We start from the raw sequence: 15,708 nt of genomic DNA on the forward strand, positions 1-15,708 counted from the left end.
GGCGGCCCACGCTGGGGCAAACCCGGGAGGTCCCTGCCATGATCCGTATCGCTCGTCTGACGCTCGCCCTGTCGACCGCCGCCGCCCTGCTTTCGGGCTGCGCCGGCATGATCACCGGAGGGCCGCTGATCCGGCCCGGCGAGCCGACCGGCGTGATCTCGGTCGTCAACCAGACGCGCCAGCCGCTCGGCGTGGTGCTGATCTCCGACTGCAACGCCTCGACCTACGGCCTGAACCGGCTGCCGGACGGCGTGTCGATCCCGCAGGGCCGCAGCTACCAGTTCCAGGTCTCGGCCGGATGCTGGGACGTGGCCGCCGGCGCCATGGGCGTCGGTGACGCCAAGCAGCGGATGAACGTCGCCGCCGGGGGGACCAGCCGCTACACGGTCACGCAGTAGCGGTCGACGCCGCGCCCGCTTCGGCGGCGTAAAGCGCCGGCAGGAAGCTCGCCAGGTGCTGCATCTCCTCGGCGCAGTGAGTCAGGAGCGCCCGCGCTTCGCTCTCGCTGAACCGCAGGAACCGTTTGGCCATCGCCTGCGCGATCCACCCGCCCGGACCCCCGCGCGAAGCGATATGGCCGCCGCCGAACCAGAAGCGTGAGCGCATGACGCTGCCGGAACCTGTCCGGACGACGCTGTGGGCCAGCCATCCGATGTCCAGCGGACCGCCCGCGAGCCCTGTGCGGGCGCAGACGATCGTCGCCTGTTCGGGGTCGGCCAGCCGCGCATCGGTGAACCCCAGGCTTGCCGGATCGACGAACCGGATCGCGCCCTTGAGGAGCCGGCTGCCGATGTACTCGTCGACGATCGAGGTCTGGCCGACATAGCGGGCCCGTCCCTCACGGCCTGCGGGCGGCTCGTCCTGCCAGGCGACATGCACATGCGCCTGCGGATGCCACAGCTTGTACTTGGCCGCCTGATCGCCGTGCCAGCCGAACCACCAGTCGATCATCGCCGGCGTGACGCCGGGCATTTCGGTCAGGATGGCGACTCTCATGCCGCCGTCGGGCGTCAGGGCGTAGCCGTCCTCGAGTCCCTCGCCATCGCCCATCAGGCCCGGGCCCGCCTCGGCGAGCGGCGTCAGCATCGGCGGGGCCAGCTGCCCCCGCTCCAGCGCGCGGCGCGCCCGTTCAGGCAGGGGCGCCAGCTGCGGATTCCAGAACCTGGCCCAGGGCAGGGTGGCCAGATCGTTCTCACTCCAGCCGAGATGAAGCGCCATCAGACCCGTCCCATGTAGGGGTGGAACCGGCCCGCCGGATCGTGCTTCGCCCTCAGGGCGTCCAGCCGCGCCATGTTGGCCTCGGCGAGGAACGGCGCGGGCCGGGCCCCCAGGTTCTCGTCAGCCAACTGGACCCCGGTCGAGTGCGGCGACATGGCGGCCATGTTGTCGCGTGCCCAGGTCGAGGCTTTCAGCGTGTCTGCCTCGTCCTTCCAGACGCCGTAGAGGGCGATGTAGGTCTGGTCGTCCAGCGAATAGGCCATGTCGGGTCGGCCGGGCGGCGGCGCCCAGTTCATCCAGAGCATGTGCGAGGGCGCGACCGGCAGGGTCTCGGCGATCCGGCGGATGCCGGGCAGCAACTGGTCCGGGGTCGCGTGCGTCCACATGTTGTCGACGGCGTAGTTCCAGTCTGCCGGATAGTGGCCCATGACCTGCCGGGTCATCGCCTTGACGGTGGTCGGCAGGAACGGCGTCTTCCGCCTCGCGCCGGGCGGCAGGGTCTTCATGAAGGCCAGATCCCGCCAGGCCTGCCGCAGACTGTCGGCGAACACGGGGGCCACGACGGTGATCCCCGCGCCCTTCACGAAGTCGGTCTTGCGCGACACCAGCATCATCAGCTCGATCGAGTCCGGCACGCGCGGCCCGACCTCGTGCGCCCAGCGGACCAGCGTCTCGAGATGCTCGATGCCGTAGAAGGCGGCCTTCGCGCCGATCACCCGTGGCCGGGGCGCAAGCTTCAGGTGAAACCGTGTGACGACCGCGAAGAAGCCCGGGCCGGAGCCGCGCGCGGCCCAGAACATGTCCGGGTTCTCCTCCGCGCTGGCGTGCCGGGCGATCCCGTCCGCGCCGACATAGTCGACGCCGATGACATTGGCGCAGGCGTTGCCGAGTACACGGCTGTTCCAGCCGTATCCGCCCTGCAGCAGATAGCCGCCGAGGCAGACGCTCTCGCAATGGCCGACGGGGAAGAACAGCTTCTTCTTCGCCAGCAGGCTGTTGATCGCATTGCCTTCGCACCCGGGACCGACCCGGGCGGTCATCGCCCCGGCGTCGACCTCGACCGTGTTCAGCCGGGAAACGTCCAGCAGCATGCCGCCGTCGCGGATGTGGTTGGCCGCCCAGCTATGACCTCCGGACCGCACGCCGATCGTCCAGCCGTTGGCGTTGGCCAGGGTCACGGCGGCCACGACGTTCGCCTCGTCACGGGCCTGGACGATGATCTCGGGGAAGCGGTCCGGCAGACGGGCGTTGAAGGACGCGGCGCGACGGGCGGCCTCGTAGCCGAGGTCCCCGCGTCGGAAGGCGATCAGGTCATGTGGCACGGAGCGCCTCCCGGAACGGCGACGGCACGTCCTGCCAGCGAAGGGGCAGGGGCGGCGGCGCGATGAACGCGATGTCGGCGAAGGCCAGGCGGCGGGCGTCCGCCGCCGGCAGGCCGAGGTTTTCGAGCAGACGGGCGGTGAGCGGCTCGATGGCCGAGACAGGAAGCGCCCCCCGGTGCAGATCGACCGCGGCGCCCAGGATGCCGCCGGCGACGAGGCTGATCGCCACATCGAGATCGTCGACCGTGAATATCCCGCGCCGAACGCCGGCCGCGATGTCGGCGCCCATGGCGGCGCGCAGGCCCGAGACGAACCGGTCCACCGGCAGTCCGGCGTCGAACAGCAGCCGACCGTAGCCATCGCCCTCCGGAATCAGCCGGAGGGTCTGTCGGGTGACCCGGGCGAACGTCGCCGCGGGGTCGTCCGCGACGTTCCGCAGGCCCGCAACGAGGGCGGCGTGCGAGGCGAACAGCAACGCCGACAGGTCCTCGATCAGCGCCGGCACGTCCGGGTAGTAGTTGTAGAAGCTGCCGTGAACGAGGCCCGCCTTGACCGCGATCTGGCGGATGCCCAGCGCGCCGGCGCTCTGCTCGGCGAGCAGCAACTGGGCCGCGATGAGAAGCCGGTCGCGCGTCCGGGCGCGCTTGTCGAAGGCCGGGGGAGCGGGCGAAGGATCCATCAAATGACATAATGTCAATAATGACAGGGTGTCAATCTTCTGGCCGGAGGACCGGGGTCTGGAACCATCGGACGCATTTTCGGGCTTTGGACGGACCGGCTCCGGATGATACCCCGGCGGCAACAGGGAGACCGCCATGCGTGACATCAGCCACTTCGTGAACGGCGCGACGTTCACCGGTTCGTCCGGCCGCTTCGGCGACGTGTTCAACCCCAACACCGGCGAGGTCCAGGCGCGGGTCCAGCTGGCGACCCCGGCGGAGCTGGACCTTGCGGTCGCGGCGGCGCAGGCGGCCTTCCCGGCCTGGTCGGCGACCAATCCCCAGCGCCGCGCGCGGGTGATGTTCGAGTTCAAGCGGCTGGTCGAAGCCAACATGCAGGACCTCGCCGAGCTGCTCTCCAGCGAGCACGGCAAGGTCATCGCCGACAGCAAGGGCGACATCCAGCGCGGCCTGGAGGTGATCGAGTTCGCCTGCGGCATCCCCCATGTGCTGAAGGGCGAATACACCGAGGGCGCGGGGCCCGGCATCGACGTTTATTCGATGCGCCAGGCCCTGGGCGTGGTCGCGGGCATCACCCCGTTCAACTTCCCCGCCATGATCCCGATGTGGATGTTCGGCGTGGCCATCGCGGTCGGCAACACCTTCATCCTGAAGCCCTCGGAGAAGGACCCCTCGGTCCCGGTCCGCCTGGCTGAGCTCATGATGGAGGCCGGCGCCCCGGCCGGCGTGCTGAACGTCGTCCATGGCGACAAGGTCAGCGTGGACGCGATCCTGCAGCACGACGACATCAAGGCCGTCAGCTTCGTCGGCTCCTCCGACATCGCCCACTACGTCTATTCGCAGGGCACGCTGCACAACAAGCGCGTCCAGGCCATGGGCGGGGCCAAGAACCACGGCATCGTCCTGCCCGACGCGGACCTCGATCAGGTGGTCAAGGACCTGTCCGGCGCGGCCTTCGGATCGGCCGGCGAGCGCTGCATGGCGCTGCCCGTGGTGGTCCCGGTCGGCAAGAAGGTCGCCGATGAGCTGCGCGAGCGGATGGTCGCGGAGATCGAGACGCTCAAGGTCGGCGTCAGCAATGACCTGGAGGCCCAGTACGGCCCGGTCGTCTCCGCCGCCCACCGCCAGAAGATCGCCGACTACATCCAGATCGGTAAGGACGAAGGCGCCGAACTGGTCGTCGACGGCCGTGACTTCAAACTGCAGGGCTTCGAGCAGGGCTTCTTCATCGGCCCGAGCTTCTTCGACGGCGTGAAGCCCGGCATGAAGACCTATCACGAGGAAATCTTCGGCCCGGTGCTGCAGATGGTCCGCGCCGAGAGCTTCGAGGAAGCCGTCGAACTCCCGAGCAAGCACCAGTACGGCAACGGCGTGGCGATCTTCACCCGCAACGGCCGCGCTGCCCGCGAGTTCGCCAGCCGGGTCCAGGTCGGCATGGTCGGCATCAATGTGCCGATCCCGGTGCCGGTCGCCTACCACACCTTCGGCGGCTGGAAGCGCAGCGCCTTCGGCGACACCAACCAGCACGGCATGGAAGGGGTGAAGTTCTGGACCAAGGTCAAGACGATCACCGCCCGCTGGCCCGAGGGTGAGGTCGGCGACTCGTCGTTCGTCATCCCGACGATGGCCTGACGGAAAACTAACGGCACGGTGGTTGCCATAATCTGTGCGGCGGCGATAATCTGGGGTCTCACTTCAGGAGATCTCCCGATGCATGTCGCAAACGCACCCGGTCCGACCCGGGACCAGCAGATGGCTGCGTTTGAGCGCGACGACGGCGAGCCGATTTACATGGTGAACCTCCTGAAGTTCCGGGAGAAGGCGGTCTACGCCGACGGGCGGGAGACCACCCTGACCGGCCGGGAGGCCTACACGCTGTACGGCCGCGCGATGTCCAGGCTCGTCGCCGAAGCCGGCGGTACGCTGATCTATTCGGGGCGTGTCCGCGGCCTGCTGATCGGCGAGGTCGAGGGCGTCTGGGACGCCGTGGGCATCATGATGTACCCGTCGTTCAAGGCCATGGCGGCGATCACCTCGTCGCCGGACTATGCAGCGATCCACGTCCACCGCGATGCGGGCCTCGAGGGCCAGCTGCTGATCGAGACGGTGAAGGGTTAGGCGAAGTCCTCGCGACTACGTAGAATCCCTTAGGTGAAGGACCCGAATGTCGGGGTCCGAAGAGACGCCCTACTCCTTCTGCATCCTGAGGGGCGTCTCACATGTTTGAAGTTTCAGCGACTCAAAACCCCGCCATTGCGATCGACGCGATCGAGCGTCTCGGAGCGCGGGAAGCGTTCGCCAAGGACGCGGAAATCTATGGTCAGGCCGAGCCGGTCGAACGCGTCTATCGCGTCATCCGCGGCGCGGTGCGCACGACCCGCCTGCTCAGCGACGGCCGCCGCCAGGTCGGCGAGTTCTACTTTCCCGGCGACGTGTTCGGCCTGGAGACCGGCCCCGACCACCGGTATTCGGCTGAAGCCCTGTCCGACTGTGAAGTTCTCTCGGTCAAGCGTTCGGCCCTGCGCGGCGACGTGGCGGAAGAAGCGCTGCGGGGGATGATCTGGGACGCGACGGTCCGCGAACTCGACCGGACCCAGGAACATGTCCTGATGCTGGGCCGCAAGACCGCCTGCGAGCGGGTGGCCAGCTTCCTGCTCGATATCGTCGGCCGCACGAACGGCGTTGGAAATCTGCCGATGAGCCGGCAGGACATGGCGGACTACCTCGGTCTGACGATCGAGACTGTCTCCCGCATGCTCAGCCAGCTGCAGGCCGACTCGGTGGTGGAATTCGACGCCCTGCGCCATTTCCGGATCCGCAATCAGCAGGCGATCACGCGTCTGGCCGCCTGATCGCTCACGGCGCCTCGACCCGGCGACCCGCGAGGGTATAGTCGGGTCAGGCGACCATGACCGACCGCAGCGACATCACCCATCCGACAGTTACCCCCGAGCAGGCCCTTGAGGCTCTGACGACGCTGCGCGAGCGTGAAGCGCATCTGCAGTCCATTCTCGACACCGTGCCGGACGCGATGGTGGTCATCGACATACATGGCGTCATCCAGTCGTTCAGCGCCGCGGCCGAGCGCCTGTTCGGCTGGACGCCGGTCGAGGCCGTCGGCCGGAACGTCAGCATGCTGATGCCGCAGCCCTATCACGACGCCCATGACGGCTACCTGGCGCGCTACCTCGCCACGGGCGAGCGGCGGATCATCGGCCTGGGCCGTGTCGTGGTGGGCGAACGCCGCGACGGCTCGACGTTCCCGATGGAGCTGGCCGTCGGCGAGATGAAATCGGCCGACCGGCGCTACTTCACCGGCTTCGTGCGCGATCTGACCGAGCGCCAGGAGACCGAGCGCCGTCTGCAGGATCTGCAGTCGGAACTGGTCCATGTCTCGCGACTGACGGCGATGGGCGAGATGGCGTCGGCCCTGGCCCACGAGCTGAACCAGCCCCTGTCGGCGGCGGCCAACTATCTGAAGGGCTGCCGGCGCCTGCTGGAGTCCGATACGCCGGATCTCCCGCGACTGCGCGACGCCATGGAAAAGGCCGCCGACCAGACGTTGCGCGCGGGCCAGATCATCCGGCGGCTGCGCGACTTCGTCGCCCGCGGCGAGTCCGAGCCCCGAATCGAGAACCTGCCCAAGATCATCGAGGAAGCCGGCGTCCTGGCGCTGATCGGCGCGGCGGAGCGTGGCGTTCGGGTCCGCAACAGGATCGACAGCGGCGTTGATCTGGTGCTCGCCGACAAGGTCCAGATCCAGCAGGTGCTGGTCAATCTGATGCGCAACGCCATCGAGGCGATGCAGCACTCAGACCGGCGCGAGTTGACCGTATCGGCCGCGCCGACCGGCGACAGCATGGTCGAGGTGGCCATCAGCGACACGGGACCCGGGATCAATCCGGATGTCGTCGAACGACTGTTCGAACCGTTCTTCACCACCAAGCCGCAGGGGATGGGTGTGGGATTGTCGATCTCCCGAACCATTGTTGAAGCGCATGGCGGGCGGATCTGGGTCGAATCCGGCGACAAGGCGGGGGCGATCTTCCGCTTCACCCTGCGCGCGGTGCGCCCGGAGGACCTTGGCGAGCATGACTGACCGTCTGGTGCACATCATCGATGACGACGAGGCCATGCGGGACTCGCTGGTGTTCCTGCTCGACACGGCCGGTCTGCGCGCGCGTTCCAGCGCCTCGGCCAAGGCCTTCCTGAAGACCATTCCCGACCCGGCGCTGGGTTGCGTCGTCACGGACATCCGCATGCCGGACATGACCGGTCTGGATCTGGTCAGGGCGCTCAAGGCGGCCGGGCACGACTATCCTGTCATCGTCATCACGGGCCATGGCGATGTTGCGCTCGCGGTCGAGGCCATGAAGGCCGGCGTGATCGACTTCATCGAAAAGCCGTTCGACGACGAGACCCTGCTTGCGGCCATCGCCATCGCCCTGGACCGCAATACGGCGACGGCCGCGGGAGGCGACCCCGAGCGCCAGGCGATCACCGTGCGGCTGAGCGAGCTCTCGCCGCGCGAGCGGGAGGTGCTGCGCGGCGTCATCAGCGGCAAGCAGAACAAGGTGATCGCCCATGACCTGGGCATCAGTCCCCGCACTGTCGAGGTCTACCGCGCCAACCTGATGACCAAGATGCAGGCGGCCAGCCTGTCCGAACTGGTCCGTATGGCGCTGATCGCCGGATACTGAAGCCGTTTGAGATAGATCAAGGCCGGGCCCGTCCCGCCCCTCGATCCTTCCGCGCATGGATGCGAAGCGCGGAACTGTGTCCGCTGGCCAGTTGACTGCGATCGTCGTCGATGACGACGAACACCTGCTTGAGGCGCTGCGGTTTTCGCTCGAGCTCGACGGCTTGCGCGTCATCACCCACCGATCCGCCGACACCGTCCTGCCGGACCGTCTGCCGACCCGCGACGCCTGCCTGGTGCTGGACTATCGCCTGCCGACGGCGAACGGGCTGGACCTGCTTGGCCGGCTGATCGCCGATGGAATCGATCTGCCGGCGATTCTGGTGACAAGCCACGCCAGCGGCGAGGTCCGCGCCCGCGCGCGCGCCCTGGGCGCGACGCTGATTGAAAAGCCGCTTCTGGGCGACACCCTGGTGACCGCGATCCGCGCGGCCCTCCGCCGCTAGAGCGTTGATCCAGGTCAATGATCGGCTCGCCCGCCGGAGCGTTTACTGGCTCCGTTCAATCGGGAGCCAGACCATGCTTGAGACCATTTCGACACTGCCAACCACCCATCAGGCCTATCTGGTGATGGTCGTCGTCGGCTTTATCACCTTCGGCCTGACGCTGGGCGTCGTGTCGACCTGGACCAATCTCTCGCGCTGATCGCCAGACGCCGGCCGGGATGTCCCGTCCGGCGTTTTTCACAAGTCAAAAATGACGCCCCCGTCACTTTCGTGCGGGTCATTGGGGAGACAAGCCATGTTGAACGTGACGCTGGTGGATGGACCGCCGCAGGACGTCCGCGAGTTCGACAACGAACTGACCCACAAGCTGACGTCGGACGACGTGCAGGTGATCCGCGAGATCTTCCGCACGCCCCTCACCGGCTCCTACAACTGGGACTACCAGGACGCCAACGCCCGCATCCGCAAGCTCTACGAACTGGGCAAGCGGTTCAACTGGGACGCCCAGTTGGACGTGGACTGGGACACGCCGTTTCCGCACAGCGAGACGCCGAACGATCCCGCCGGCAATGCCTTCGCCGGGCACCCCAAGTATGAGGCGCTGACCCCGCAACAGAAGCTCGACTTCGCCTGGCGGAGCCATGCCCAGACCCTGTCGCAGTTCCTGCACGGGGAGCAGGGCGCCATGCTGGTCGCCAGCCAGCTGGTGAGCTGCGCCCCGACCTACGACGCCAAGCTCTACGCCTCGTCGCAGACGTTCGACGAAGCCAGGCACGTTGAGGTGTTCCACAAGTACCTCACCGAGCGCTGCAAGATCGTCTATCCGATCAACCCGAACCTCAAGCTGCTGCTCGACAAGGTGCTGACCGATGAGCGTTGGGACCTGAAGTTCATCGGCATGCAGGTGCTGATCGAGGGCCTCGCCCTGGCGGCCTTCCAGGCCATGACGCAGAGCACTCGCGATCCGCTGCTGAGGCAGATCCTGGAGCTGGTCCAGCGCGACGAGGGCCGCCATGTGGCGTTCGGCGTCAACTATCTCGAGGACTGGATCCGGGCGCTGCCCGAGCATGAGATCGAGGAGCGGGCCCAGTTCGCCTACGAGGCCTGCGTGATCATGCGCGAGCGCCTGTTCAGCGTGGACGTCCCACAGGAGTACGGCTTCACGCTCGAGGAAGCGCGCGAGATCAACCACAAGGCCATGGCCGGCGGCGCGTTCCGCGACTTCCTGTTCGCGCGGATGATCCCCAATCTCAAGCGGATCGGTCTGCTGACCGAGACGGTGCGGCCCAAGTTCGAGGCGCTCGGCGTGCTGCGGTTCGAGGACGAAGTGCACGACGGACTCATTGATTGGGCGACGCTCGAAAAGCCCCTGCCGGTCACGCCCCGCCTGATGGCCGCTGAATAGTCTTTAGACCTCTACCTCCGACTTCAGGCCCCCGAGCTCCTCCGGCGCGGGGGCCTCTTTTTGCGCGCCGTCATCCGCAAGGCGGCGGGTTGAAGAATTCGGCGACGTCGAACGCTCAATTGATCCACGTCAGGGCTTCGATCGCCAGGTCGGATATTGAAGATCATGTCCTGCACAACAACAGCGCCGGACCAAGAGCTAGGGGATACCAAGATGAAAAACATGGTCGCCACTGCGGTCATCGCCGCTGTCCTGTCCGCCGGCGGCGTCGCCGCGGCCCAGGAATTCCAGCCCAAGACCGCCGGGACCTGGCTGGTCGACTTCCGCGCCACCTCGGTGGCCCCGGACGAGTCCGGCGCGATCTTCACGGCCGCCGGCGTCGACACGGGCCTGGACGTCAAGGTCGACAACGACACCATCCCGAGCCTCGGGATTTCCTACTTCCTGACCGACAAGGTCGCCGTCGAGCTGATCCTCGGCACGTCGCAGCACACGGTTTCGGCCACGACGGCCCCCACCGACACGGCCGTGCATGAAACTTGGGTCCTGCCGCCTGTCCTGTCGGTGCAGTATCATCCGCTGCCCGCGGCCCGGTTCAGCCCCTATATCGGCGCCGGTCTGAACTACATGCTGTTCTACAGCGGTGAAGACCTGAACGGCTTCAAGGTCGATCTTGAGGACGGCTTCGGCTACTCGCTGCAAGCGGGTGCGGACATCGCCCTGACCGGCCCCTGGTCGGTGAACGTCGATGTGAAGAAGGTGTTCTTCGAAACCGACGCCCGGATCAACAACGGAGCCCTGCGCTCCTCGGTGACGCTGGATCCGATGGTCGTTTCGGTCGGCCTGGGACGCAAGTTCTAGACTGACGCGTCACTCGCATCGAGGCCGGCCAGGGTCGCAAGCTCTGCCGGTTTCTCGATGCTGAGGCTATGCAACGTCAAAAGCCGGATCACCCCGCGCACTTTCAGGCGCGAGGTGACCCGGCTGACGGTTTCAGTCGTGAGACCGAGGTAGTCGGCGATCTCGGCGCGCGTCATGGGCAACAGGATGATCCGGCCCTCACCGCCCGCCCGCCGGTCGCGATGCGACAGATCCATCAGAAACGACGCCAGCCGCTCCACCGCCGTCTTGCGGCCCAGCAGCAGCATCTGGTTGTGCGCCGCCTGCAGCTCGTGGGACGCACGGTCGAGCAGGGCCGTTTCCAGATCCGGCAGCGAGCCGAGCAGTTTGCGGTAGGCCTTCTTGTGGAAGCGACAGGCCGAGCCTGTCGATAGCGCTTCAGCCGAGAAAGCGTAGCGATCCCCCGTCGCCAGGCCCAGGAAGTCGCCCGCGAACAGGAAGCCGACGATCTGGCGGCGGCCGTCCGGCAGCAGCTTGTAGACGCGCACTGAACCCGCCGTGATGTTGAACAGGTTGGTGGCGGGGTCCCCCTCGCGCACCAGGATGTCGCCGGTCTCGAAGGTGTCGTGCTCCGAAATGGCCGACAGCCGCTGCAGGCCTTCGTCGGCCAGCACGCCGCAAACGCTCAGCCGGCGTGCGCTGCACTGGCTGCAGGGATTGGCCCGGCCCTCGTTGGGACAGGCCTCGACATGCGCGATCATGGGCGGGGACTCCGGGTAGAATCAACAGCTTGACGCAGATCAACGATCCGGAGCGTCGAGGCTGCGAGCCTCGCTTCCAGCATGAACACACGTCTCGACAAAGTAAGCATCACACGTCTCTCACCGGGTGAGATCGACGAGGCGTTCTGGCTGGCGCGGTTGACGTTTCCAGATCTGACGCCGGCGCGGTGGCGCGCCACGGCCCGCCGATGGACGGCGCATCCGGCAGGCGCTGCCGGCGCGCTCTTGGCGCGCGACGCCGCCGGTCGGCTCGTCGGACTGGCGCCGTTCGCCGTGCGCACAAATCTGCAGGGTGGTCGCAGCCTGTGGGTCGAGAAGGTGGCGTCCTTCGCCCTCCTCGACGGCCGGCCGGTGGTCAGGGCGCTGGCGGAGAGCCTCCGCGAGGTCGCCCGCGCCCTTGGCTGTCGCGGCCTCACCGTACAGATCGAGACCGGCGATACGGCGCTGCTCCAGGCGCTCGGCCGGGGGCGCCACAGCGCACGGTCCACGCTGTTAAGCGCCACGGTCTAGGCGCGCCGGTCGCCGCGGGCGGCCAGCAACGTCAGACCCGCCATGGACACGACCGTCAGCGCCGCCGCCGGCCAGCACATGGGGCAGTGCCCGAACAGGCTCTGCGGCTCGCCGCACAGGCGGCCATAGGTGACCAGCTGCGGCCACTCGCGGACCAGAACACCGACCCAGAGCACCAGGGCTCCGATGGTTGCGTGCAGGGTGACCAGCTCGAGCTGGGCGGATTTGGCCAAGGCGCGGACGGACATCTTCGACTCCTGATGTTGCACCGCTTTCTTTTCCCCGCGGGCGCGCCCAAGGCCTTGATGCAGATCAACGCGACTCCCCTGTCGCGGCCCTAGCTGAACAACAAGATAGCTTGGGGCTAAAACATGACACATGTATCGAAGCCGGGCGGAGGATCGCTCGACGGGCCGATCCTGCTGATCAGCACCGTTTTTATCGGACTGTTGTTCGCAGTGGGCGCGGCGATGTCCGACGACCCGCTGTTCCAGCTGCAGGCCTACATCTTCGTCGCGGCCGCGGTCGTCGGCGGGTTCGCGCTGAATGCGGCGATGAGCGGCGGCCTGCTGAACAATGACGCGTCCAAATATATGGACGGCGTCGTCCGTGCAGGGGTGATCGCCACCATGTTCTGGGGGGCGGTCGGGATGCTGGTCGGGGTGGTCGTCGCCTCGCAGCTGACCTGGCCGGAAATCTTCTATTTCTCGGACTTCGGCTGGCTCAACTTCGGACGCCTTCGCCCGCTGCACACCTCGGCGGTCGTCTTCGCCTTCGGCGGCAACGCCCTGATCTGCACCTCCTTCTATGTGGTCCAGCGGACCTGCCGCGCGCGCCTCTTCGGCGGCGTGCTGCCGTGGTTCGTGTTCTGGGGCTACCAGCTGTTCATCGTTCTGGCGGCGGTCGGCTATCTGGCCGGCATCACGCAGAGCAAGGAATACGCCGAGCCGGAATGGGTTGTGGACCTGTGGCTGACGGTCGTCTGGGTCGGCTACCTGTTCACCTTCCTGGGCACGATCTGGAAGCGCAAGGAGCCGCACATCTATGTGGCCAACTGGTTCTACCTGGCCATGATCGTGACGGTCGCGCTGCTGCACATCGTCAACAATCTGGTCGTGCCGGTCGGCATCCTGAACCACAGCAGCGTTCCGCTGTTCGGCGGTGTCCAGAGCGCCCTGACCCAATGGTGGTATGGCCACAACGCGGTCGGCTTCTTCCTGACCGCCGGCTTCCTGGCCATCATGTACTACTTCGTGCCCAAGCGGATCGGGCGGCCGATCTACAGCTATCGCCTGTCGATCGTGCACTTCTGGGCCCTGATCTTCATCTACATCTGGGCCGGCCCGCACCACCTCCACTACACGGCCCTGCCGCAGTGGGCGCAGACCCTCGGGATGACGTTCTCGATCATGCTCTGGATGCCCAGCTGGGGCGGCATGATCAACGGCCTGATGACCCTCTCGGGGGCCTGGGACAAGCTGCGCACCGACCCGGTCGTGCGGATGATGGTCGTGGCCATCGCCTTCTACGGCATGTCGACCTTTGAAGGTCCGGTGATGTCGATCCGGGCGGTCAACGCCCTGAGCCACTACACCGACTGGACCATCGGCCACGTGCACTCCGGCGCGCTGGGCTGGGTCGGCTTCATCAGCTTCGGCGCCATCTACTGCCTGGTGCCCTGGCTGTGGAAGAAGGACCGGCTCTACTCGAACACCCTGGTCGAGTGGCACTTCTGGATCGCGACCACCGGCATCGTTCTCTACATCTGCGCGATGTGGGTGTCCGGGATCATGGAAGGCCTGATGTGGCGCGAATACACGCCGCAGGGCTTCCTCGCCTGGAGCTTCATCGAGACGGTCTCGGCCAAGCACGTGGAAAACATCATCCGCACGGTTGGCGGCCTGATGTTCCTCTCCGGCACCCTCGTCATGATCTACAATCTGTGGCGCACGGTCAGGCTGCCGTCCGTCGAAACCAGCGACGCGCTTTCCGCGCCGCTCCCGGCAGCTGCCTGAGGATCGCGCCATGAGCCTGTGGAAACATCACGGAAACCTGGAGCGGCACTCGCTGCTCCTCATCATCGGCATCGTCGTCGTCGTTTCGATCGGCGGCCTGGTCGAAATCGCGCCGCTGTTCTGGATCAAGAACACGATCGAGAAGGTCGAGGGGGTTCGCCCCTACACGCCCCTTGAGCTGGCCGGCCGGGACATCTACATCCGGGAGGGCTGCTACACCTGCCACTCGCAGATGATCCGCCCGCTGCGGGACGAGGTTGAACGCTACGGCCACTACAGCCTCGCCGCCGAGAGCATGTACGACCACCCGTTCCAGTGGGGGTCCAAGCGCACCGGGCCGGATCTGGCCCGCGTTGGCGGCAAGTACTCGGACGACTGGCACCGCGACCACCTGGTCAACCCCCGCTCGGTGGTGCCGGAATCGCTGATGCCGCCGTACGCCTTCCTCGCGACCAAGGACCTGCGGACCCTGGATCTCCAGGCCCGGGTCAAGGCGATGACGGCGGTCGGGGTGCCCTACACCCAGGAGCAGATCGATCAGACCCTGACCGATGTGCAGGCCCAGGCTGATCCCTTCTCCTCGGACGCGCCCGCACTGCGCAAGCGCTACGGGGCCAAGGTGGTCAACCGCGACTTCGACGGCGACCCGGAGCGTCTGACCGAAATGGATGCGCTGATTGCCTACCTGCAGATGCTCGGCACCATGGTCGACTTCAGCACCTACCAGGCCGACGCGCCTGCGAACCAGCGCTAGGAGCGGTGACGATGACCTACGAATCCGTCGCCACCTTCGCCCAGCAGGGCGGGCTCATCTACTTCGGGCTGATCTTCCTGGGCGGTTGCGCCTACGCCTTCTGGCCAAGGAACCGGGAAGAGTTCGCTCGCGCCGCACAGCTGCCTCTCGAGGAGGACGATCAATGACCCACCCCGTTCGCGAAAAAGACGAACACAGCGGTGTCGAGACGACCGGCCATGAATGGGACGGTATCCGCGAACTGGACAATCCCCTGCCGCGCTGGTGGCTCTGGGTGTTCTACGCCTGCATCGCCTACTCGATCGGCTACTGGGTGCTGATGCCCTCCTGGCCGGGCCTGACAAACTACACCCACGGCCTGCTGGGTCAGTCCGACCGGGCCCAGGTCAGCCGGGCGCTCAGCGACCTGGCGACCGTCCGCGGGGCCGGCGCCGCGAAGCTGAAGACGGCCTCGCTGGCGCAGATTGAAAGCGACCCCGAGCTGCAGGCGTACGCCCTCCAGGTCGGAACCTCGATCTTCGGCGACAACTGCGCCACCTGCCACGGCGCGGGCGGCGGCGGCGCCAAGGGTTACGCCAACCTGCGGGACGACGTCTGGCTGTGGGGCGGAACCCTGGAAGACATCCAGCAGACCATCACCTACGGCATCCGCTCGGGCGATGATCAGGCGCGCATGTCCCAGATGCCGGCCTTTGGCCGCGACCAGCTGCTCAAGCCGGCCCAGGTGGCCGACCTGACCGAGTACGTCGTCGCCTTGTCCGGTCGTCAGGCCGCCGCTGCGGCGGTGACCCGCGCAACGCCGCTGTTCGCCGAGCAGTGCGCCAGCTGCCACGGGCCTGCCGGCAAGGGCATGCAGTCGGTCGGCGCGCCCGATCTCACCGACAGCGACTGGCTGTTCGGCTCGGATCGCGCCTCGATTACCAGCCAGATCAACAACGGTCGCGGCGGCGTCATGCCGGCGTGGGGCCACCGCTTCAGCCCCGAGACCATCAAGGCTCTCGCCGTCTACATCCATGCCAACTCAGGTCAGTAGAGTA

20 protein-coding genes are annotated in these 15,708 nt (G+C 66.9%); 15 read left to right on the top strand and 5 right to left on the bottom strand.

Features of this window, described 5'->3' with window-relative positions:
* The first annotated feature begins 38 nt into the window (after positions 1 to 38).
* A complete protein-coding gene (locus tag AC3WJT_RS05365; protein WP_492342034.1) occupies positions 39 to 398 on the top strand; it encodes a hypothetical protein in 360 nt (119 codons plus the stop codon).
* Here AC3WJT_RS05365 and AC3WJT_RS05370 read toward each other — a convergent pair.
* Genes AC3WJT_RS05370 through AC3WJT_RS05380 form a run of 3 tightly spaced genes read right to left on the bottom strand, consistent with a single transcriptional unit; the run spans position 388 to position 3,219 of the window.
* Positions 388 to 1,218, bottom strand: a complete 831-nt coding sequence (locus AC3WJT_RS05370) for a DAPG hydrolase family protein (protein ID WP_492342035.1) — start codon at positions 1,216 to 1,218, stop codon at positions 388 to 390. The genes AC3WJT_RS05365 and AC3WJT_RS05370 overlap by 11 nt on opposite strands.
* Entirely contained in the window at positions 1,218 to 2,540 is a 1,323-nt protein-coding gene (locus tag AC3WJT_RS05375; protein ID WP_492342036.1) for an FAD-binding oxidoreductase, read from the bottom strand. Before AC3WJT_RS05375 ends, AC3WJT_RS05370 begins: the two co-directional genes overlap by 1 nt.
* Complete coding sequence (locus AC3WJT_RS05380) at positions 2,530 to 3,219, bottom strand: TetR/AcrR family transcriptional regulator (protein ID WP_492342037.1); 690 nt, start codon at positions 3,217 to 3,219, stop codon at positions 2,530 to 2,532. Before AC3WJT_RS05380 ends, AC3WJT_RS05375 begins: the two co-directional genes overlap by 11 nt.
* Before the next feature lie 136 nt (positions 3,220 to 3,355).
* Between AC3WJT_RS05380 and AC3WJT_RS05385 the strand changes: the two genes are divergently transcribed.
* From AC3WJT_RS05385 to AC3WJT_RS05425, 9 genes are all read left to right on the top strand, one after another.
* On the top strand, positions 3,356 to 4,852 hold the full coding sequence (locus AC3WJT_RS05385) for a CoA-acylating methylmalonate-semialdehyde dehydrogenase (protein ID WP_492342038.1): 1,497 nt from the start codon (positions 3,356 to 3,358) through the stop codon (positions 4,850 to 4,852).
* Positions 4,853 to 4,972: 120 nt separating this feature from the next.
* Positions 4,973 to 5,338, top strand: coding sequence for a DUF1330 domain-containing protein (locus AC3WJT_RS05390; protein ID WP_492342039.1), 366 nt, complete (start codon positions 4,973 to 4,975; stop codon positions 5,336 to 5,338).
* Between the two features lie 101 nt (positions 5,339 to 5,439).
* Positions 5,440 to 6,072, top strand: coding sequence for a helix-turn-helix domain-containing protein (locus AC3WJT_RS05395; RefSeq protein WP_492342040.1), 633 nt, complete (start codon positions 5,440 to 5,442; stop codon positions 6,070 to 6,072).
* A 56-nt stretch (positions 6,073 to 6,128) separates the two neighbouring features.
* Entirely contained in the window at positions 6,129 to 7,319 is a 1,191-nt protein-coding gene (locus AC3WJT_RS05400) for a sensor histidine kinase (RefSeq protein ID WP_492342041.1), read from the top strand.
* Positions 7,312 to 7,920, top strand: coding sequence for a response regulator FixJ (fixJ, locus tag AC3WJT_RS05405; RefSeq protein ID WP_492342042.1), 609 nt, complete (start codon positions 7,312 to 7,314; stop codon positions 7,918 to 7,920). Before AC3WJT_RS05400 ends, fixJ begins: the two co-directional genes overlap by 8 nt.
* Before the next feature lie 91 nt (positions 7,921 to 8,011).
* The gene (locus tag AC3WJT_RS05410; RefSeq protein WP_492342043.1) at positions 8,012 to 8,365 is read left to right on the top strand and encodes a response regulator; all 354 of its coding nucleotides are present in this window, start codon (positions 8,012 to 8,014) and stop codon (positions 8,363 to 8,365) included.
* A 73-nt stretch (positions 8,366 to 8,438) separates the two neighbouring features.
* The gene (locus AC3WJT_RS05415; RefSeq protein WP_492342044.1) at positions 8,439 to 8,564 is read left to right on the top strand and encodes a hypothetical protein; all 126 of its coding nucleotides are present in this window, start codon (positions 8,439 to 8,441) and stop codon (positions 8,562 to 8,564) included.
* A 96-nt stretch (positions 8,565 to 8,660) separates the two neighbouring features.
* A complete protein-coding gene (locus tag AC3WJT_RS05420; protein WP_492342045.1) occupies positions 8,661 to 9,770 on the top strand; it encodes a ferritin-like domain-containing protein in 1,110 nt (369 codons plus the stop codon).
* A 213-nt stretch (positions 9,771 to 9,983) separates the two neighbouring features.
* On the top strand, positions 9,984 to 10,631 hold the full coding sequence (locus tag AC3WJT_RS05425; RefSeq protein ID WP_492342046.1) for an OmpW/AlkL family protein: 648 nt from the start codon (positions 9,984 to 9,986) through the stop codon (positions 10,629 to 10,631).
* On the opposite strand, the gene AC3WJT_RS05430 is transcribed toward AC3WJT_RS05425, so the two are convergent.
* On the bottom strand, positions 10,628 to 11,371 hold the full coding sequence (locus AC3WJT_RS05430; protein WP_492342047.1) for a cyclic nucleotide-binding domain-containing protein: 744 nt from the start codon (positions 11,369 to 11,371) through the stop codon (positions 10,628 to 10,630). The genes AC3WJT_RS05425 and AC3WJT_RS05430 overlap by 4 nt on opposite strands.
* An 81-nt stretch (positions 11,372 to 11,452) precedes the next feature.
* Between AC3WJT_RS05430 and AC3WJT_RS05435 the strand changes: the two genes are divergently transcribed.
* Positions 11,453 to 11,902, top strand: coding sequence for a hypothetical protein (locus tag AC3WJT_RS05435; RefSeq protein WP_492342048.1), 450 nt, complete (start codon positions 11,453 to 11,455; stop codon positions 11,900 to 11,902).
* Here AC3WJT_RS05435 and AC3WJT_RS05440 read toward each other — a convergent pair.
* Complete coding sequence (locus tag AC3WJT_RS05440; RefSeq protein WP_492342049.1) at positions 11,899 to 12,150, bottom strand: hypothetical protein; 252 nt, start codon at positions 12,148 to 12,150, stop codon at positions 11,899 to 11,901. The two genes, AC3WJT_RS05435 and AC3WJT_RS05440, sit on opposite strands and share 4 nt — an antisense overlap.
* 123 nt (positions 12,151 to 12,273) lie before the next feature.
* Between AC3WJT_RS05440 and ccoN the strand changes: the two genes are divergently transcribed.
* Genes ccoN through ccoP form a run of 4 tightly spaced genes read left to right on the top strand, consistent with a single transcriptional unit; the run spans position 12,274 to position 15,704 of the window.
* A complete protein-coding gene (gene ccoN, locus AC3WJT_RS05445) occupies positions 12,274 to 13,917 on the top strand; it encodes a cytochrome-c oxidase, cbb3-type subunit I (protein ID WP_492342050.1) in 1,644 nt (547 codons plus the stop codon).
* A 10-nt stretch (positions 13,918 to 13,927) separates the two neighbouring features.
* Positions 13,928 to 14,671 carry a cytochrome-c oxidase, cbb3-type subunit II gene (ccoO, locus tag AC3WJT_RS05450; RefSeq protein ID WP_492342051.1) on the top strand — a complete coding sequence of 248 codons (744 nt, stop codon included), beginning with the start codon at positions 13,928 to 13,930 and terminating at the stop codon, positions 14,669 to 14,671.
* A gap of 11 nt (positions 14,672 to 14,682) precedes the next feature.
* The gene (locus tag AC3WJT_RS05455; RefSeq protein ID WP_492342052.1) at positions 14,683 to 14,838 is read left to right on the top strand and encodes a cbb3-type cytochrome c oxidase subunit 3; all 156 of its coding nucleotides are present in this window, start codon (positions 14,683 to 14,685) and stop codon (positions 14,836 to 14,838) included.
* Positions 14,835 to 15,704 carry a cytochrome-c oxidase, cbb3-type subunit III gene (gene ccoP, locus AC3WJT_RS05460; protein WP_492342053.1) on the top strand — a complete coding sequence of 290 codons (870 nt, stop codon included), beginning with the start codon at positions 14,835 to 14,837 and terminating at the stop codon, positions 15,702 to 15,704. Before AC3WJT_RS05455 ends, ccoP begins: the two co-directional genes overlap by 4 nt.
* Positions 15,705 to 15,708 lie beyond the last annotated feature (4 nt).

Source organism: Caulobacter sp. FW305-C-30-S16 (genome assembly GCF_058783025.1).